This is a genomic window from Candidatus Planktophila sp. (assembly GCF_040402275.1).
Taxonomy (GTDB): Bacteria; Actinomycetota; Actinomycetes; order Nanopelagicales; family Nanopelagicaceae; genus Planktophila.
In genome coordinates this window covers 76608-95790 of the sequence record NZ_JBBAMW010000003.1, presented here as the reverse complement: position 1 = coordinate 95790, position 19183 = coordinate 76608, and the positions used below count along the sequence as shown (strand labels likewise).

Annotated in this window: 20 protein-coding genes; 4 read left to right on the top strand and 16 right to left on the bottom strand. The window is 46.3% G+C overall.

Going from position 1 to position 19183, the window contains the following annotated elements:
• From nuoL to AC9UEY_RS01565, 13 genes are all read right to left on the bottom strand, one after another.
• Nucleotides 1-1177: NADH-quinone oxidoreductase subunit L (gene nuoL, locus AC9UEY_RS01625; protein WP_509536827.1), on the bottom strand; the 1177-nt coding region annotated here is incomplete at its 3' end.
• A 2-nt stretch (nt 1178-1179) separates the two neighbouring features.
• The gene (gene nuoK, locus AC9UEY_RS01620; protein ID WP_509536824.1) at nt 1180-1479 is read right to left on the bottom strand and encodes an NADH-quinone oxidoreductase subunit NuoK; all 300 of its coding nucleotides are present in this window, start codon (nt 1477-1479) and stop codon (nt 1180-1182) included.
• A complete protein-coding gene (locus AC9UEY_RS01615; protein ID WP_509536821.1) occupies nt 1479-2270 on the bottom strand; it encodes an NADH-quinone oxidoreductase subunit J in 792 nt (263 codons plus the stop codon). Before AC9UEY_RS01615 ends, nuoK begins: the two co-directional genes overlap by 1 nt.
• Entirely contained in the window at nt 2271-2882 is a 612-nt protein-coding gene (nuoI, locus tag AC9UEY_RS01610) for an NADH-quinone oxidoreductase subunit NuoI (protein WP_509536819.1), read from the bottom strand. It abuts the gene before it with no gap.
• Nucleotides 2875-4125: an NADH-quinone oxidoreductase subunit NuoH gene (gene nuoH / locus AC9UEY_RS01605; RefSeq protein WP_509536817.1), complete on the bottom strand. Its 1251-nt coding sequence runs from the start codon at nt 4123-4125 to the stop codon at nt 2875-2877. Before nuoH ends, nuoI begins: the two co-directional genes overlap by 8 nt.
• Nucleotides 4122-6470: an NADH-quinone oxidoreductase subunit G gene (locus AC9UEY_RS01600; protein ID WP_509536814.1), complete on the bottom strand. Its 2349-nt coding sequence runs from the start codon at nt 6468-6470 to the stop codon at nt 4122-4124. Before AC9UEY_RS01600 ends, nuoH begins: the two co-directional genes overlap by 4 nt.
• Nucleotides 6471-7751, bottom strand: a complete 1281-nt coding sequence (nuoF, locus tag AC9UEY_RS01595) for an NADH-quinone oxidoreductase subunit NuoF (protein ID WP_509536811.1) — start codon at nt 7749-7751, stop codon at nt 6471-6473.
• Nucleotides 7751-8377, bottom strand: coding sequence for an NADH-quinone oxidoreductase subunit NuoE (gene nuoE, locus AC9UEY_RS01590; RefSeq protein ID WP_509536808.1), 627 nt, complete (start codon nt 8375-8377; stop codon nt 7751-7753). The genes nuoF and nuoE overlap by 1 nt, the downstream gene beginning before the upstream one ends.
• Nucleotides 8377-9714, bottom strand: a complete 1338-nt coding sequence (locus AC9UEY_RS01585) for an NADH-quinone oxidoreductase subunit D (RefSeq protein ID WP_509536806.1) — start codon at nt 9712-9714, stop codon at nt 8377-8379. The genes nuoE and AC9UEY_RS01585 overlap by 1 nt, the downstream gene beginning before the upstream one ends.
• Nucleotides 9711-10337: an NADH-quinone oxidoreductase subunit C gene (locus AC9UEY_RS01580; protein WP_509536803.1), complete on the bottom strand. Its 627-nt coding sequence runs from the start codon at nt 10335-10337 to the stop codon at nt 9711-9713. Before AC9UEY_RS01580 ends, AC9UEY_RS01585 begins: the two co-directional genes overlap by 4 nt.
• Nucleotides 10337-10894 carry a NuoB/complex I 20 kDa subunit family protein gene (locus AC9UEY_RS01575; protein WP_509536800.1) on the bottom strand — a complete coding sequence of 186 codons (558 nt, stop codon included), beginning with the start codon at nt 10892-10894 and terminating at the stop codon, nt 10337-10339. The genes AC9UEY_RS01580 and AC9UEY_RS01575 overlap by 1 nt, the downstream gene beginning before the upstream one ends.
• Nucleotides 10895-10897: 3 nt before the next feature.
• A complete protein-coding gene (locus tag AC9UEY_RS01570; RefSeq protein WP_509536798.1) occupies nt 10898-11269 on the bottom strand; it encodes an NADH-quinone oxidoreductase subunit A in 372 nt (123 codons plus the stop codon).
• Between the two features lie 40 nt (nt 11270-11309).
• A complete protein-coding gene (locus tag AC9UEY_RS01565) occupies nt 11310-12002 on the bottom strand; it encodes a demethylmenaquinone methyltransferase (RefSeq protein ID WP_509536795.1) in 693 nt (230 codons plus the stop codon).
• 59 nt (nt 12003-12061) lie between these two features.
• Here AC9UEY_RS01565 and AC9UEY_RS01560 point away from each other — a divergent pair, with 59 nt between their 5' ends.
• Nucleotides 12062-12646: a biotin transporter BioY gene (locus AC9UEY_RS01560; protein WP_509536792.1), complete on the top strand. Its 585-nt coding sequence runs from the start codon at nt 12062-12064 to the stop codon at nt 12644-12646.
• Between the two features lie 2 nt (nt 12647-12648).
• Entirely contained in the window at nt 12649-13869 is a 1221-nt protein-coding gene (locus AC9UEY_RS01555; RefSeq protein WP_509536789.1) for an isochorismate synthase, read from the top strand.
• Here the strand turns inward: AC9UEY_RS01555 and menD are convergent.
• From menD to menB, 3 genes are read right to left on the bottom strand one after another with little or no spacing between them, the layout of a single operon-like run.
• The gene (gene menD, locus AC9UEY_RS01550) at nt 13862-15436 is read right to left on the bottom strand and encodes a 2-succinyl-5-enolpyruvyl-6-hydroxy-3-cyclohexene-1-carboxylic-acid synthase (RefSeq protein ID WP_509536786.1); all 1575 of its coding nucleotides are present in this window, start codon (nt 15434-15436) and stop codon (nt 13862-13864) included. The two genes, AC9UEY_RS01555 and menD, sit on opposite strands and share 8 nt — an antisense overlap.
• Nucleotides 15433-16362: an o-succinylbenzoate synthase gene (locus tag AC9UEY_RS01545; RefSeq protein WP_509536783.1), complete on the bottom strand. Its 930-nt coding sequence runs from the start codon at nt 16360-16362 to the stop codon at nt 15433-15435. Before AC9UEY_RS01545 ends, menD begins: the two co-directional genes overlap by 4 nt.
• 3 nt (nt 16363-16365) lie before the next feature.
• On the bottom strand, nt 16366-17205 hold the full coding sequence (gene menB / locus AC9UEY_RS01540; protein WP_509536836.1) for a 1,4-dihydroxy-2-naphthoyl-CoA synthase: 840 nt from the start codon (nt 17203-17205) through the stop codon (nt 16366-16368).
• 80 nt (nt 17206-17285) lie between these two features.
• On the opposite strand from menB, the gene AC9UEY_RS01535 reads away from it, so the two are divergent.
• Together AC9UEY_RS01535 and AC9UEY_RS01530 are read left to right on the top strand one after the other, a co-directional pair.
• Entirely contained in the window at nt 17286-18338 is a 1053-nt protein-coding gene (locus AC9UEY_RS01535) for an AMP-binding protein (RefSeq protein ID WP_509536780.1), read from the top strand.
• Nucleotides 18331-19179, top strand: a complete 849-nt coding sequence (locus AC9UEY_RS01530) for a 1,4-dihydroxy-2-naphthoate polyprenyltransferase (protein WP_509536777.1) — start codon at nt 18331-18333, stop codon at nt 19177-19179. The genes AC9UEY_RS01535 and AC9UEY_RS01530 overlap by 8 nt, the downstream gene beginning before the upstream one ends.
• The last annotated feature ends 4 nt before the right edge of the window (nt 19180-19183 follow it).

The window sequence follows — 19183 nt, the reverse complement described above, 5'->3', positions numbered from 1 at the left end:
GAACACCAAGGATTGCTAAATACCCAAGACCAAAGGTCACAAATGTAATTGGCATAAACTTACTAAGCGCACCGTATTTGCGCATATTTACTTCATCATTCATTCCATGCATAACAGATCCTGCACCAAGGAACATTCCTGCTTTAAAGAATCCGTGTGTGAGCAGGTGCATGATTGCGAAGGCATAACCAACTGGGCCTAAGCCAGCTGCAAGGATCATGTAGCCAATTTGAGACATTGTTGAGGCAGCAAGTGCCTTTTTAATGTCATCTTTTGCAGTACCAATCAGTGCGCCAAACATCAATGTGATCGCACCAACGATTACAACTAATAGTTGCGCAGTCGGTGCTGCATCAAAAACGAAGTTAGAACGAGTAATTAAATAGACACCTGCTGTAACCATTGTCGCGGCGTGAATCAGCGCTGACACAGGCGTTGGACCCGCCATCGCATCGCCAAGCCATGCTTGCAATGGGAATTGCGCAGACTTTCCGGCCGCAGCAATTAACAGCATGATTCCCATGCCTGTTAATGCCGCCTCTGATGTGTTTTCTACTTGTTCTGCCACCCCTGCAAATGAGACTGTGCCCATGGTTGCAAAAGCGATCATGATTGCAAATGACAATCCCATGTCACCAACGCGGTTCATAACAAATGCCTTTTTAGAGGCTGTGGCATAGGCAGGCTTGTGATTCCAGAAACCAATTAATAGATAGGAAGCAAGTCCCACGCCTTCCCAGCCAACATAAAGGCTGAGGTAGCTGTCGCCCAAAACCAAGAGCAACATGGCTGCAATAAACAAATTTAAAAAGGCAAAGAATCTACGACGATCATGATCGTGCGACATATAAGAAATTGAATAAATGTGAATCAGAGTTCCGACGCCGGTAATGAGTAAAACGAAACAAATAGAGAGCTGATCTAATAAAAGGCCTGCGTCAACATTGAATGTTCCAACATTGATCCACTCAAAAAGCTTTTGTGAAACTGGACGAGCCTCGGTTGAGCGTCCAAGCATCTGTGAAAGTTCGTATAGACCAACTCCAAATGATGAGGCTGAGAGCGCAGTAGCAAGTAGGTGGCCCCACTTGTCTGTGCGACGTCCACCAAGAAGAAGTAGCGCTGCTCCTGCTAATGGCAGCACAATCAAATAGACAAGGCTTGTCGATGTTGTCATCTTTATCGCTTCAACAAACTCGCATCATCAACAGATGCTGATCGACGTGAACGATAAATCGTGACGATAATTGCTAAACCAACTACAACTTCACACGCTGCAACGACCATTGTGAAGAATGCCATTACCTGACCATTGAGGTCACCGTTGATGCGTGAAAAAGTTACAAATGAAAGGTTTGCTGCGTTGAGCATTAGCTCAATACACATGAACACAACGATTGCATTACGGCGAACAACAACTCCAACCGCTCCAATAGTAAAGAGGAGTGCTGATACGTAAAGGTAATTGGAGGCGTCCATTACTTCTCCTCCTCAACCTTGGTATTGACTTCGCTAAGATCAAATTTCTTGTAATCCAACATGTCTCCACGCGCAGAAAGAGTTGCATTGACTGAGCCCGCGGCAGGCGTTCCATCTGGAAGCAGGGCGGGAACATCAACTGCGTTGTGTCGTGCGTAAACACCTGGGCTAGGCAGACCTGCTGCTGTACCTAGAGATTCACCGCGGAAGCGATCAATTGAAAGCTGACGCTGCGTTGGACGGATAATTGTGCGCTGGTGATGGGCCAAGACCATTGCTCCAAGAGCTGCAGTAATTAGTAGCGCAGAAACAACTTCAAATGGCCAGACATAGGTACTAAATAAAAGTTGAGCCAACGCTTGAACATTTCCATCAGCATTTGCTTGTGCTAATCCAACGGACTGGCGACCAATAGTTGCTTGACCTAACAATGAAACCATTAAGCCGCCGAAACCAACCGCTGCTGTAATTGCAATTGGACGGAGTCCACGAATTGTTTCAGTTAATGAATCAGAGGAATCAACACCAACAAGCATCAAAATGAATAAAAAGAGCATCATCACTGCGCCGGTGTAGACAACAATCTGAACGATTCCTAAGAATGCGGCATCTTGGGCAATATAAAAAACCGCCAAAATAATCATTACAAAAGCCATCAAGATCGCAGAGTGAACCGCCTTCTTCACGAGCAGCATTGCAAGAGATGCAACGACTGCTAGTGGACCAAGGATCCAGAACATGACAGCTTCTGGTTTAGCGGTTTGTCCAACCTCGAGGGCTAATTCCAACAATTACTTGCCCTCCTGAGAAGGGTGCGCCTGCTTTACATCCCCGTTGTAATAATTAGTGTCAGTCATGTCTGGATACATCGGATGCGGTGGCATCAACATTCCTTGACGAAGCGGGGCTAATAAATCTTGTTTTTCAAAGATCAATTTGGCACGAGTGTCATCTGCAAGTTCGTACTCGTTTGTCATTGTTAGTGCGCGAGTAGGACAAGCTTCAATGCATAGACCACAGAAAACGCAGCGAAGATAATTAATCTGATAGACCTTGCCGTATCGCTCTCCTGGTGACATGCGATTTTCTTCAGTGTTTGTTTCACCCTCAACATAAATCGCATCAGCAGGACATGCCCACGCACACAGTTCGCACCCAATGCACTTTTCCAAACCATCTGGGTGGCGATTGAGTTGGTGGCGTCCATGGAAACGCTCTTCTGTTGGTGCTTTAACCTCAGGGTATTCAACGGTCAAAGGCTTCTTAAACATTGTGGAGAAGGTGACCCAGAACCCTTTCATGCTTCCAAGGAAGCCAACGGCAGGGGTCTGCTCTACTTCGTAGAATTCAACATCGTTGATGCCAAGCTCTTTTGACTTTAACGGTTCTAGATTTTCACTCACGGTTATCTCCTACCTTCTGTGAAACATTGATAGTTGAAACTTCCATTGGCAAGGAAGGCACAGCAAATTTTGGTACAGCTTTATTATCGCCATCAGCAATCGCTTGCTCTTTCTTCTTTTTGGAGCTTTCAAATCCCAAATTAACCGCCATGATGATGAATACGACGCTGCTTGCAAAAGCAATCACGACGATTCGTGGTGCATTCTGCAATGAAAGAACGCGAAGTGTGGCAACGACCAAGATCCATAAAATTGAGACTGGAATTAAGACCTTCCAACCAAATTGCATGAATTGGTCATATCGCAAACGTGGCAAGGTTCCACGCAGCCACACAAATACAAAGAAGAATGTAAGAACCTTCAGGAAGAACCAGATAGCTGTGAACCAGCCACCAAGCCAGCTTTCAGTAAATCCAAGTCCTGGAGGAGCTTTGTAACCACCAAGGAACAATGTTGTAGCCAAAGCAGATACGGCAATGATGTTTACATATTCAGCCAAGAAGAAGAGTGCAAATTTAAGTGATGAGTATTCGGTGTGGAATCCACCAACTAATTCGCCTTCAGCTTCAGCAAGGTCAAATGGGGCACGGTTTGTTTCGCCAACCATTGAAATTACGAAAATTGCAAATGATGGGAACAAGACCACTGCATACCACCATGTTGACTGCGCAGCCACAATGTCAGATGTTGACATTGAACCGGCATAAATAAATACGGCAACTAATGAAAGTCCCATTGCGATTTCATATGAAATTACTTGAGCACTTGAGCGAAGTCCGCCAAGTAATGGATAGGTAGATCCTGAAGACCAACCCGCTAACACAATTCCGTAAACACCGATAGAAGCAATTGCAAGAATGTATAAAACACCAACTGGAATATCAGTGAGCTGCATGGCTGTCTGGCGGCCAAACATTGTTACCTCGCCAGTAATTGGAATTACAGCAAAGGACATAAAGCAGGTAGTGGCACTAATAATTGGTGCCAAAACAAATACAACCTTGTCAGCAGCTGTAGGAATGATGTCTTCTTTAAGGGCCAGCTTAACTCCATCGGCAACTGCCTGAATTAATCCAAAGGGTCCAACACGGTTTGGGCCAGGACGCTGCTGCATACGGCCAACAACACGGCGCTCTCCCCACACAGACATAAGCGTTAGCAATACACAGATAGCAAAAACGACTAATGCTTTTACTACGATTAACCACCCTGGATCTGATGCAATGAGTTGTGCATTTGTCATGCCTTCACCACCGTAACTACTGCGCCATGTGCAACGCCTAGATTTACCAACAATTGAGATCCGCGTGAATTACGTGGCGCCCATACTGCATCATCATGAATGTTTTCAACTAGAGCAGAAAGCGTTACTGATCCTTGATTAGTTGAAATCTTTACTCGATCTCCATCCACAACACCCATCGCTTGTGCTCGTTTAGGAGAAATAACTGCAACCGTGCGACGTGCTGTTCCTGCAAGGTTCTCTTCACCTTGCTGCAAAGTGCCAAGATCTAATAAGCGACGCCATGAAGTAATGAGTGCTTGATCGGCATTAAGTGCAGGCTGTGCTGAAGAGTTAACTTTGTTAAGTGAAACTCGAACGCCATCCCATTTGCCTATTGAAGCAATTTCCTTGATAGCCGCGGTGACAGTTCCTAAGTTAAGTGAAATTCCCATTTCTTCAGCGATCATCGAAAGGATTCGAAGATCACTACGATTTAAGGAATCGCTCACCGCTGTATCAAAAGAACGGGGGCGGCCTTCCCAGTTAAGGAATGAACCAGACTTTTCAGTAATAGCAGCAACTGGCAGAACAACATTGGCTCGCTCTGTGACCGCACTTGGGGCAATTTCAAGTGAAACGACAAAAACCTTATCAAGTGCTGCCAAAGTTGCCTGGCTGTTATCACCATCTAGTGGATCAACACCACCAACAATTAGCCCGCCAATCTGTCCGGCATTAACAGCTTCAATAATCTGTGAAGTGCTGCGACCTATTTCAGATGGAATTGATTCTGTGTTCCAAAGCGCTGCGATGTCCACGCGGGCCGCCGCATCTGTTACTGGACGCCCACCTGGCAACAGGTTGCCAATTGCGCCAGCTTCAAGTGCCCCACGCTCACCTGCGCGACGTGGAATCCAAGCAAGCTTTGCACCAGTTGAATCGGCAAGTGCTGCAACGGCGCTCAATGCACCAGCACTTTCAGCAGCTCGTTCCCCAACAAGAATGACAGATTTGTTTGTTAATGATTGCGCCGCAATTGCTGCTGATTCTTGTCCTGGTGCAACCTTTACAAACTCGGCCTTCAGCTTGTCCACTGCAATAGATTCCTTAGAACCGATTGAAACTACCTTCAATGCACGCTTGCGGAATTGCTTGTTAATACGCAAGAAAACAATTGGTGATTCTTCTTCCGGCTCAAAACCAACAAGTAGAACTTGATCAGCCTTATCGATGTCGCGATAGGTAGTTGTTGATCCAACTACTCGTGCTGCCAGGAACTCACGTTCTTCATCTGATGAAACACGTGAGCGGAAATCAATATCGTTAGTGCCAAGTGCAACGCGAGCAAACTTGCTATAGCCGTATGCATCTTCATATGTTGCACGACCACCCACAAGAACAGCCGATTTTGCTGCCTTCAATCCTGCTGCAGCAACTGCCAACGCTTCAGGCCATGAGGCTTCTTCAAGAACGCCTTCAGCGTTTCGAATCTGCGGAACCTTGAGGCGATCTACCGCTGTTACATACTTAAATGCCCAGCGTCCCTTATCGCAGTTCCACTCTTCATTAACTGATGCATCATCGCCTGCAAGTCGACGCAAAGTTTTTCCGCGGCGAACATCGGTACGCATATCGCAACCTGATGCGCAGTGCTCACATGCAGATGGAGTTGATACTAAATCGAATGGACGAGCACGGAATCGGTATGCCGCACCAGTTAACGCACCTACTGGACAAATCTGAACAGTGTTGCCTGAGAAATATGATTCAAAGGGCTTGTTCTCGTAGATTCCAACTTGCTGCAATGCACCGCGCTCATTCAAAGTAATGAATGGATCACTAGCAATTTGCTCAGAAAAACGTGTGCAACGAGCACACAAAACGCAACGCTCACGATCGAGCAATACCTGTGAAGAAATGTTGATTGGCTTTTCAAATACGCGCTTTACGCCCTCAAAACGACTTGATCCTTCTCCTGTGCTCATTGCTTGGTTCTGCAATGGGCACTCACCACCCTTGTCGCACACTGGGCAATCAAGCGGGTGATTAACAAGCAAAAGCTCCATGACACCGCGCTGTGCTTTTTCGGCCACAGTAGAAGTTAATTGTGTTTTAACAATCATTCCTGGCTCAACAGGAATTGTGCAAGAAGCCTGTGGCTTTGGAAAAGCGCGACCATTAATTTCGATATCAACTAAGCACTGACGACATGCTCCGACTGGCTCAAGTAGTGGGTGATCGCAGAAGCGTGGAATCTGAATTCCAAGTTGTTCTGCTGCGCGAATAACTAATGTGCCCTTAGGAACAGTGACTTCGAAACCGTCGATTACGACGGTGATCATGTCCACTACTTCTGTTGTCATTTATGCACCAGCTCCAGCAAATAGCGTTGAGGCAACTGGATCAAAAGGACATCCACCATGTGTTAAGTGCGCGATGTATTCATCACGGAAGTACTTAATCGAAGATGTAATTGGACTAGTTGCACCATCACCGAGTGCGCAGAATGAGCGGCCCATGATGTTGTCGCAGAGATCAAGCAACTTAGCTAGATCTGCTTCAGTTCCCTTACCCGCCTCTAGATCACGTAGGATTTGTACTAACCACCAGGTGCCTTCACGACATGGTGTGCACTTTCCACATGACTCGTGCTTGTAAAACTCTGTCCATCGCAATACTGCGCGAACAACACATGTTGTCTCATCAAATATTTGTAACGCTTTTGTTCCAAGCATTGATCCTGCTGCTGCAACACCTTCGTAATCCAGCGGAGTATCAAGGTGTGCATCAGTAAACAAAGGTGTTGATGATCCGCCAGGTGTCCAGAACTTCAACTTGTGTCCTGGGCGAACTCCCCCAGCTAGATCAAGAATTTCGCGAAGTGTGATTCCTAGTGGTGCTTCAAACTGTCCTGGGTTAACAACGTGGCCTGACAAGGAGTAAAGAGTTGTTCCCTTGCTCTTTTCAGTTCCCATTGATTGATACCACTCAGCGCCATTCTTAATAATTGCTGGCACAGATGCGATTGATTCAACGTTATTTACAACTGTTGGACGTGCATAAAGGCCTGCAATTGCAGGAAATGGTGGACGCAAACGAGGCTGCCCACGGAATCCTTCTAGTGAATCAAGCAGCGCTGTCTCTTCACCACAGATATATGCACCGGCGCCAATGTGTAGAACTACATCGATTCCGTTGCCAAGAATTCCTGCAGCGTAGGCATCTTCAATTGCTTGATTAACTCGACGAACAACATGAGTTACTTCACCACGGATATAAATAAATGCATGCTTTGCGCGAATTGCATGGCAAGCGATGATGCAACCTTCAATTAAAACATGTGGGTTAGCCATCAATAATGGTGTGTCTTTACAGGTTCCTGGCTCTGATTCATCTGCGTTAACAACAAGATAGTGATCCTTGTTATCGCCTTGAGGAATAAATCCCCACTTCATTCCGGTTGGAAAGCCTGCGCCACCACGACCACGAAGTCCTGAATCCTTAACAAGCTGAATGACTGCATCTGGATCCATCGCAAGTGCTTTTGCAGATGCTGTGTATCCACCATGGCGCTTATAGCCTTCTAAAGTAAATGAATCCTTTTCATCCCAATGTGCAGAAAGCACTGGTGCTAGCTTTGTCATTATTTGCCCTCTTTCGAAAGTTTCAAGCCAAGCAAAGTTGGCTCTCCGGCTTGAACACCTTCATGTGCAAGTCCATCATTTAATCCTGCTAGAACAGCAGAAGCTTCTTTCCATGTAACCAGCTTGTTTGGTCCTCTGGTTGGTGGCTTTGGATTACCTGCACGCATTGAATCAACTAGATCTTTTGCAGACTCAACAGTTTGGTTGTCGTAAAATTCCCAGTTAGCCATTACAACAGGTGCGTAATCACAAGCTGCGTTGCACTCAATGTGCTCTAGTGAAACTTTGCCATCGGCAGTGACTTCATCGTTTCCAATACCCAGGTGATCCTTGAGCGAAGCAAAGATTGCATCCCCACCCATAACGGCGCACAAAGTATTTGTGCAGACACCTACGTGGTACTCGCCTACCGGTGTTGGCTTGTATTGGGTATAAAAGGTAGACACAGCAGTGACTTCAGCAGCCTCTAGTTGTAGAACCTTGGCAATAACTTCAATACCTTCATTAGTTACATAACCTGCTTTTGATTGCACGTAATGCAACAAAGGCATGATCGCTGAACGAGGGCGTGGGTAGCGCTTAATAATTGAATCCATAATCTGGAAATCTTCATCTGAATATGCCATTAGCGATCAACCCCTCCCATAACTGGATCAATTGATGCAACCGCACCGATGATGTCGGCAACCATGCCACCTTCACTCATTGCAGCTGTTGCTTGTAAATTATTAAATGACGGTTCCCGGAAGTGAACGCGATAAGGCCGAGTTCCACCATCAGAAACAACTGAAGCACCAAGCTCTCCGCGTGGAGATTCGATCGCAACATATGCCTGACCTGCAGGAACATGGAAACCTTCTGTAACAAGTTTGAAGTGGTGAATCAAAGACTCCATCGATGTCCCCATAATCTGGCGGATGTGATCGAGTGAGTTACCAAGTCCATCGCCACCCATTGCAAGTTGTGCTGGCCAAGCGATCTTCTTGTCTGCAACCATGACTGGTGCACCTTCAAGCTTTTCTAACTTAACGACACATTGCTCGATGATACGAAGTGATTGTTCTAATTCATTCATACGAATTAAGAAGCGGCCATACACATCGCAAGTATCTGCAGTGACAACATCAAAGTTATAGTTTTCATAACCACAATATGGTTGCACCTTACGAAGATCCCAGGGCATTCCAGTTGAACGAAGAACTGGACCAGTAATACCAAGTGTTGTGCAACCAGCAAGATCTAGATAACCAATGCCTTGTGTGCGCTTCATCCAAATTGAGTTACCAATAAGCAAAGTTGCATTGTCTTTAAAGTTTTTGCGCATCAGCTTTACGCCATCGCGGATCTTGGTAAGAGCACCCTCTGGAAGATCTTGCTGAACTCCACCTGGACGGATGTAGGCCATATTCATGCGCAAGCCGGTGATCATTTCGAAGATTTCAAGAACAGTTTCACGATCACGGAAAGCAAAGAACATAGGGCCCATAGCGCCTAATTCAAGGGCTCCTGTGCCAAGTGCAACCATGTGTGAAGAAATACGGTTGAGCTCCATCATCATTACTCGAATAACTGAAGCACGCTCTGGAACATCATCTGTAATTCCCAAAAGCTTTTCAATCGCTAAGCAATAAGCAGTCTCGTTGTGCAGAGGTCCTAGGTAATCCATTCGAGTGACAAATGTTGTTCCCTGAGTCCAATTGCGGTACTCCATGTTCTTTTCAATACCTGTGTGTAGATATCCAATTCCGCAACGTGCTTCTGTGACTGTTTCGCCTTCAAGCTCTAGCACCAAGCGAAGCACACCGTGTGTTGAAGGGTGCTGAGGACCCATGTTTACAACAACACGCTCTTCCTTGGTTGCGCCAATATCTTGAACTAGCGCGTCCCAATCTCCACCTGTAACAGAGAAAACTTTTCCTTCAGTTGTATCACGCGAAGGAGCGTATGGATCAAATGTTGTCACTTGTAGCTCCTTCTTTCACTAGGAGGTGGTGTGGTTGCACCCTTGTACTCAACTGCAATTCCACCGAGTGCGTAATCTTTGCGTTGTGGGTGACCTTCCCAGTCATCTGGCATCAAGATGCGCGTCAGTCCTGGGTGGCCATCAAAGATGATTCCAAACATGTCAAAAGTTTCGCGCTCGTGCCAATTGTTGCCGGCCCACACTTCTACCAATGACGGGATGTGTGCGTCGCCATCTGCAACTGAAACTTCGAGGCGAATTCGCTGATTCTTTGTCATTGAAAGCAATGGGTAAACAGCATGTAATTCGCGGCCAGTTTGCTCTGGGTAGTGCACACCATTAACGCCCATGCACATTTCAAACTTCAACGTGTCACGCAAAATCAAAGCAACTTCAACCAGCTTTTCACGCTTCACGTGAAGAGTTATTTCCCCACGATCAACAACAACGCGCTCGATTGCATCAGAAAACCCTGGGTAGGCACGTTCTAGATCGTCGGCAACATCATCAAAATAACCACCGTATGGACGCTCGGAAGAGCCTGCAGTACTAGCTTTACGAACTAAACCACCGTAGCCAGAAGTATCGCCAGTGCCTTTTGCGCCAAACATTCCATCAGTCATTACGCAAGCAAGCCCTTCATCTCGTGAGTTGGCTTCGCGTTCATTGCAGCAAGTTCAACTTCCTTGATGATTTGAGCGCGGTTTGCACCAAGCTTTGTCTCATTGATTTGTTCATGTAATTTCAAAATTGCATCAAGCAACATCTCTGGACGTGGTGGGCAGCCAGGCAGGTAAATATCAACTGGAACAATATGGTCTACGCCTTGAACGATTGCGTAGTTATTAAACATTCCACCTGATGATGCACACGCACCCATTGCAAGTACCCACTTTGGTGCTGACATTTGATCATAAATCTGACGAAGAACAGGAGCCATCTTGTTAGAAACGCGACCTGCAACGATCATTAAATCTGCTTGACGTGGGGAGGCGCGAAAAACTTCTCCACCAAAACGGGCAATGTCATACTTTGCAGCTGAACCAACAGCCATCATTTCAATTGCACAACATGCAAGACCAAATGTTGCCGGCCACAATGAGTTCTTGCGCATGTATCCAGCAAGTTTTTCAACTGTAGTTAATAAGAAACCACTCGGGATTTTCTCTTCAAGACCCATTGTTTAATCCCATTCCAATCCGCCGCGGCGCCACACATATGCATATGCAACAAAAACAGTTCCAATGAAAATTGCCATTTCCACTAAACCAAACAAACCAAGAGCATCAAATGAAACCGCCCATGGGTATAGAAAAACTATTTCGATATCAAAGATGATGAAGAGCATCGCAGTTAAGAAGTACTTGACTGGAAAACGTCCACCTTCTGCTGCTTGGGGAGATGGTTCGATTCCACATTCATAGGCGTCGAGCTTTGCTCGGTTGTACCGAGCTGGGCCTGCGAGCGCGCCAGCAACAACCGAAAAGAGGGCGAAGCCAAAACCAATGGCCCCAATCACCATAATCGGTACATACGGGTTTGAAGTGGGTATCACGGTCGAAATCCTAAGGTCGATTGGCCTATGCCGCTGACCGCTAGCCCTTTATCCCGCTGTGAACTGCAACAACCCCAAAAGTCAGATTTTTCCAGGTGACCTGGCTCCAACCAGCTTTTTCCATACGGGCTGCTAGGCCATCTTGATCTGGCCACGCCCTGATCGATTCAGCTAGGTAGATATAGGCATCTGGGTTCGAGGCGGTCTTTGTGGCGATCGCGGGTAGGAGGCGCATGAGGTACTCCGTATAGATGGTACGAAAGGGGCGCCACGTGGGATGGCTGAACTCAACAACCACCATTCGCCCACCTGGCTTGGTTACTCGACGAGCCTCAGCAAGGGCCTTATCGAAATCAGCTGTATTTCGCAGGCCATAAGAAATAGTGACCACATCAAATCTATCCGCCTCAAAGGGCAGATTCAGGGCATCGGCCTTGGAGAAGTTCAGGTATGGACGAGCTTTTCGGCCCTGAGCCAGCATTCCCTCGCTGAAATCGGTGGCAAAGACGGTTGCCCCGGCCTTAAAAAGAGGTTCTGAAGAGGAGCCAGGCCCTGCTGCAAGATCTAAAATCACCATTCCGGGCTGTGGGGCGATGATCTTTGTCGCCGCTTTGCGCCAGGCCTTGGTGCGGCCCAGACTCAAAAGATCGTTGACCAGGTCATAGCGCTTAGCGACCCCATCAAACATTGCCGCGACCTCATCGGGATCCTTGTTCAAATTAGCGCGTGACATAGGCTCATTCTCCCTTGAAGTAGGCTCATCCACAACTTAGGTACATCGAAAGGCTCCCCATGTCGCTCTCTGCTACATCGCTTCGCACTTCACTGATCCCCCGATCAACGGCTCTTTCAAACGCTGTTCTCGTTGTTAGTGGAGTTCTTGGCTTAGCAGTATTGGCACAAATTGCGATTCCAGTTCCGGGATCACCAGTTCCTGTTACAGGTCAAACATTGGGTGTCTTGATTCTTGGAACTGCATACGGATCAACCTTAGGATTCACAACTTTTGCTATCTATATCCTGGCTGGAATTGCAGGTGCACCAGTATTTGCAAATAGTGGCCATGGACTAGATCGCATTGTTGGAGCGACAGGTGGGTACTTAATCGGAATGTTGGTTGCAACCTTTGTATTGGGTCAGCTTGCACGTTTTCGCTTAGATCAAAAATTCTTAACAGCTCTTCCTTCGATGTTAATTGGAACTGTTACTACTTTCTCATTTGGTCTTGTGTGGTTACAGCAATACACAGGCCAAAGTTGGAGCTGGACGATTAATGCAGGGCTGACTCCATTTATTGTTGGTGAAGCTTTAAAGATTGCAATTGCTGGAACTTCGCTGCCTGCTATTTGGCGAGTTGTTAACCGCAAAAATTCATAGCAATGCCACAACTCACTCCTGTAACCACAACTCGCCTTGGCGAGCATTTACCGTTGCTGGAATTACTACCAGATTCAAATCCTGTTGCCTGGGTTCGAAGTGGTGATGGTTTAGTTGGTTGGGGCACTTATGCCACTACAACAGTTAGTGGTCCGCATAGATTTGCAGATGCACGTCACTGGTGGCAGAAGCAGCTAGAAAAGTTAGCAGTCACAAATACTGTGCACGGCAGCGGAACTGGCCCAATTTTGTTTACCTCTTTTTCTTTTTCACCTGATGATGTTTCCGTTCTTGTTATCCCACAGGTAGTTGTTGGTTCTAAAGGCGATAAGTCTTGGATTACATGGATCGGTTCAGATCCTCAACCGGTACTTAAAACCACACCTGATCATGTTTCTAACGCAGATATGGCCTGGGATGAAAAACCACAGTCAGATCTAGATTGGAAAAACCGCGTTGCAACTGCGGTTTCACGAATTCAATCTGGGGATTTAGACAAGGTTGTTTTAGCGAGAGATATCACCATAAAGTCCAATAAAAGCATTGACTCGCGGGCCATCTTGAACAAGCTAGCGGTTGAATATCCAACAACTTGGAAGTACTCAATTTCAGGATTAGTTGGAGCAACTCCTGAACTATTACTTCGCTTATCACGCGGAATGATTACTTCACGCGTCTTGGCCGGAACTATTAGCAAGACTGGTGATGATGCAAAAGATTTGGCGTTAGCAGCATCTCTTGCTCGTTCATCAAAGGATCTGGCAGAACATGAATACGCCGTGCGATCAGTTGCAGATGCAATAGAGCCATTTTGTTCATCAACAAATGTTCCTGAGTCCCCATTTGTCTTACACCTTGCAAATGTTATGCACCTTGCAACAGATGTGACTGGTGCACTAGTTGAAACACTTGCTCACACAGATGCATTTACAATTCTTGAGCAATTACACCCGACAGCTGCTGTGTGCGGAACTCCGAGACCAATTGCCGCAGCATTAATCTCTGAGATTGAAGGAATGTCTCGTGGACGATATGCGGGGCCTGTTGGTTGGATTGATGCAGCAGGTGACGGAGAACTTGGAATTGCACTTCGTTGTGGTCAAATAAATGGCGACACTATTCGCATCTTTGCCGGATGCGGAATTGTTGATGGTTCAGATCCGAAGATTGAATTAGCTGAAACATATGCAAAGTTTGCACCAATGCGAAGCGCCCTTAAATAGAGGTTAGTGCCTCCACAATCTTCTTTAGATTATCTGCATTCGATTCACGATCAGGTACATCGCACACAACAACGCTCACACCAGATATTGGTACCTTGATCTCTGCCTCTAACTCTTTAAGGGTTGTAATTTGCTTTGCATCAACACCCATCGCTTGCGCAATTGCTGCTGGATTTAATCCATGGGGTGTTCCAAAAACAGTTTCAAAGCCATTTACACCGCGTTGCGGAAGGGTTGAAAAGATTCCCCCGCCGTCATTATTGATAACAATGAAGCGGCAGTTAATTGCCTCCTTATTTACTAAACCCGTTAAATCATGCAGGAAAGAAAGATCGCCCAGCACTGCAATTGTGGCCTTATGGCCATAGGCAACACCTAGCGCAGTTGAAATGTTTCCATCAATGCCAGCTAACCCTCGGTTTGCATATGTGCGAACACCGCCTCGTGGATGGGCAAAACCTTCAAGATCTCGAATTGGTCGTGATGAAGAAACAAACAAGGCGGTGCCATTTGGAATTGTTGCCGCGATTGTTCGTGCAATAAGCGCTTCGCTCCATCCATCTAATGATCCGATCAGTTTTTGGGCGCGCTCAGAAACCTTGTTCCACTTTGCAATCCACTCATCAGATTGGATAACGCCTTGAAGATCCGGTAACTCTGTAAATTTACGATCTGCTTGACGATCAGAATCCACCGTTGCAAGTCTTTGATCTACTACATATGTGATTGGGCTAGATTTAATAAAAGCATTAATAGACCGTGACAAAGTTGTGCGTCCTATTACCAAAATAGATTGTGGAATTAGCGTACTTCGTATTTCTGGTGATGTTAAGAAAATAGATGCATGTGCAATGGCATCAGGAAAAGAAAGTGGATCTTCGGCAATTACCGGCCAACCTAGTACCTTTGTGAACTGTGTAACTTCATCAACTGTTAAACCACCACGATCGTGTCCAATTACGACAACTCCTCGCGCGCCAACCAAGCGAAGCGTGCCGGGCTTGGTTCGTGGAACAAACTCTTTTGGAGCAACATTAATCTGTGAAAGCCAATCAGAAGAATCATCTGACAATAAAGGCTCATCAAACTGCAAATTCAAATGAATTGGCCCAGTGCGCAAACTATCTAGTGGCAACTCCATTGGGTATACGGGACCATCAATATCTGCAAAGTAACGAACAGCTTTTCCAAAAATTCGTGCTTGTTCTGTTGTTTGATTAGCACCGGTCTTACGCAACATCGCTGGGCGATCTGCCGTTAAAACCATGAGCGGTGCGTTTGTGTGGCTAGCTTCAAGTACTGCTGGGTGGTAATTAGCAACGGCTGTTCCGCTAGTACACACAACAGCCACTGGACGACCAGTTGATTTGATGATTCCTAGTGCAAAGAAGGCAGCTGTCCGCTCGTCAATACGCACATGAATCTTAATTAAGCCCTCTTGTGATGCTTCAAAAAATGCCAAAGACAAAGGCGCATTGCGTGATCCAGGAGAAATAACTACATCGGTAATCCCAGCTTCAATAATTTGGCGAACAACTACACGCGCTAGCGATGTGGAGTTGTTCACTTCAGTAGCCCCGCGGTTCTCATGATGCGATTCTTCCACCATTCGAAGCGATCCGCACTGACATCTAAGCCGTCAAGATTAGGAACCACATCACTAATCTGGATTTTTCCATCAACTATTGGCAATTGGGCAACATTCTTTGCTAGAAGTGAGCCTGTGCCAAGGCCACAATCAAAGTTCATATCCTCAAATGATGCGGCCAAGGTAAGACCATAACTAATGCCAACAGCACTTTCTAGCGCACTTGAAACTACTACAGGTAATTTGTGATGTTGTGCAAGTTGATGTGCACGCTTGATACCACCAAGCGGCTGAACCTTTAACATCAAGTAATCCACAGCCCCAGTTAGGTCGATAGTGAATGGGTCTTTTACTTTTCGCAGCACTTCATCACCAACTATTTTGACGTCAATCCGCTTTTTTAATTCTCGCAGCTCGTTGATTGTTGCACAGGGTTGTTCAATGTATTCAATGTCTCCCACCAAGTGCAACAACGAGACTGCTTGCTCAACGCTCAATAAACCATTGGCATCAATACGAATCTTTGCATATGGTCGCAGAGATCTAATTGTGTTTATCCGTGCAACATCCTCTTGGGTGTTCGTACCAACTTTCACCTTAAAGGTTGAGACACCGGGAAAAGAGTTGACCACTCTTTCTAATTCTTCTTTATCGTTTATCGCTGGGATCGTTCCATTAACGGCAACCTCATTGCGAAATAGCTGTGGTTTTGGCTGGGTTGCCGCTTCAATTGCACAGGCTAACCATGGTGCTGATTCAGCATCGTCATACTCAAGAAATGGTGAGAATTCACCCCAGCCATACTCGCCTTGAATTAAAGCGACTTCACGAACAGTAACGCCACGAAAATTAGTTTTCATTGGCAGCGCAACTACACGCAATGTCTCTAGAAGCAATTGATCCATGGATTATGGGCGCTTTGGAAACTTTCCAAAATCAGGAGCGCGCTTTTCTTTGTAAGCATCCCGACCTTCTTGGCCCTCTTCTGTCATGTAGAACAACAAGGTTGCATCTCCAGCAAGTTGTTGCACTCCTGCCAAACCATCAGTTGCAGCGTTCAAACTAGCTTTCAGCAAACGCAGCGCCATTGGAGAGTTGCGAAGCATCTCTCGGCACCAAGAAACAGTTTCAGCTTCTAATTCAGCAATTGGGACAACTGTATTCACAAGCCCCATATCCAAAGCTTCTTGTGCATCGTATTCGCGTGTCATAAACCAAATTTCGCGAGCCTTCTTTTGACCAACATGTGCTGCTAATAATCCAGCGCCATATCCACCATCAAAAGAACCAACCATTGGCCCAGTCTGACCAAACTTTGCATTATCAGCAGCAATTGTTAAATCGCAGACAACATGTAACACATGTCCGCCACCGATTGCCCAACCAGCAACCATTGCAACAATTGGCTTTGGTGTGCGACGGATCTGCACCTGAAGATCTAGAACATTCAGGCGACCGATTCCCTTTTTAGCTAACTTGTCATCGCCAAGGTATCCATCATCTCCACGAACACTGATGTCTCCGCCAGAACAAAAAGCTTCTGTGCCTTCACCAGTAAGGATGATCACGCCGACTTCTTCATTATCGCGCGCTAAATTAAATGCTTCCATCAATTCAATAATAGTTTGAGGACGAAATGCATTACGAACCTGCGGACGGTTGATCGTAATCTTGGCGATGCCATCGCCCATTTGATATTTGATATCTACGAAATCTTCTCCGCCGGGTGCTGTGACCCATTGTGGAATCTCTCGGCTACCAAATTCTCGCTTGATCGGCTTGCTCACATTTCCTCCATCGTCGTTGCTAGCGATAGCCTACGGTGGCAATGGATACCTCGTCACAACGAAAGATTCTGCGGGTCAGCCCTGCATGCGAAATCTCCCAACTAGCGAGAGAAATCACAGCAGCGCTCGTGGGCGATGGCCCCACCCTTGGTTTCGGCGAGATCTCATCAGAATACGCACCACACGATGCCGCAGTTGCGATCGGAACATCAGGATCAACTGGCGCGTCCAAAGAAGTGTTACTGAGTTCAACTGCCCTAATTTCATCTGCGCGAGCTTCCAATAAATTTATTGGTGCGCAATCTGGCCAAACTTGGTCACTATTACTTCCGCTGACTCACATCGCTGCGGTAAATGTAATTGTGCGCTCAATGGAACTAGGAACAACACCAATTGATCTGCGTGATTTTGAGGGTGACTACCCAAAAGCTGACTACACCGCAATTGTTCCAACACAATTATTCCGTGCGCTAAATGGTGACCAACGTTTACTAAGCCACCTTAAATCAGCCAAGGCAGTTTTAGTTGGCGGTGCTGCGCTATCTCAAGCATTGCGTAATCAAGCCGAGTTGGCAGGAATCAAAGTCATTACAACATATGGAATGACTGAAACATGCGGTGGATGTGTTTATGACGGCACGGCACTTGATGGCGTGGAGATTGAAATTCGAAGTGGCAAAATTTGTATCAAAGGTCCAGTTCTTGCATCCTCTATTGCGGTCAACGACGAATGGTTTGAAACAAATGATCTAGGTGAATACGACAATGATCATCTAGTTGTTATTGGAAGATCTGACGATGTCATTATCTCCGGTGGAGAAAATCTTTCCCTTGACGCTGTTGAAAATTCGCTCAGCCTTGCATTTCCAGATACTCAATTTGCCGCCTTTGCTGTTGAAGATCCTCAGTGGGGACAGAGCTTACAACTTGCAGTTGTTGGAACGATTAGCGATGATCAAATTGCTACACATCTTGAAAGAGATCTTGGTGGTTTTGCAAAACCAAAAGGCATACATCGCATGACATCGTTACCATTGCTGGGTATTGGCAAGATCGATCGAAAGAGTTTGGCGAAAGGTATTGCACATGAATAAGTGGGTACTGGGTGCACGTCCCCGAACTCTGCCAGCAGCGATTGCGCCAGTTGTCGTTGCTTCTGCTTTAGCGGGTTCAGATTTCAATTGGTTTCGGGCAACACTTGCTCTCAATGTGGGAATATGGCTTCAGATAGGGGTCAACTTCGCCAATGATTACAGCGATGGGATCAGGGGTACCGATGATGATCGTGTTGGCCCGATTCGTTTAGTTGCCAGCGGAGTAGCAACTTCACAGTCGGTTAAGGGTGCCGCCTTAATCTCTTTTGCAATTGCATGCATCGCCGGAGCTTGGTTGGCTTTCTTGACCTCACCTTTTCTCATAATTATTGGGGCTATCGCTATTGCTGCTGCGTGGGGATACACCGGAGGAAAAAATCCATACGGCTACAAAGGCCTTGGTGATATATCTGTCTTCATTTTCTTCGGAGTAATTGCGACTGTTGGTACTTTTTATGTCCAGACTGAAACAATAACTCCCTTGAGTTTTATTGTTTCAATTCCGATGGGTGTCCTGTCCTGTGCGATTCTTGCGATTAACAATCTCCGGGATAGACCTAAGGATGAGTTAGCCGGAAAATTGACGGTTGCTGTGCGTATCGGTGACACCAAAGCGCGGTACATGTACGTTGCACTCTTGGCTACTGCACACATCGCAGCAATTGCAACTTTGATACCTACAGCACTTCTAACTTTGTTGCTACTTCCAATGAGCCTCTCGATTTCAAGGCAAGTTCTCAGCGGTGCTTCTGGAATGGAATTAGTTCCTGTTTTAGGCCGAACTGGCAAGCTTCAACTGATGTTTTCAATAGTTTTTGCCGTCGCCTTAGCGATACACTAAATTC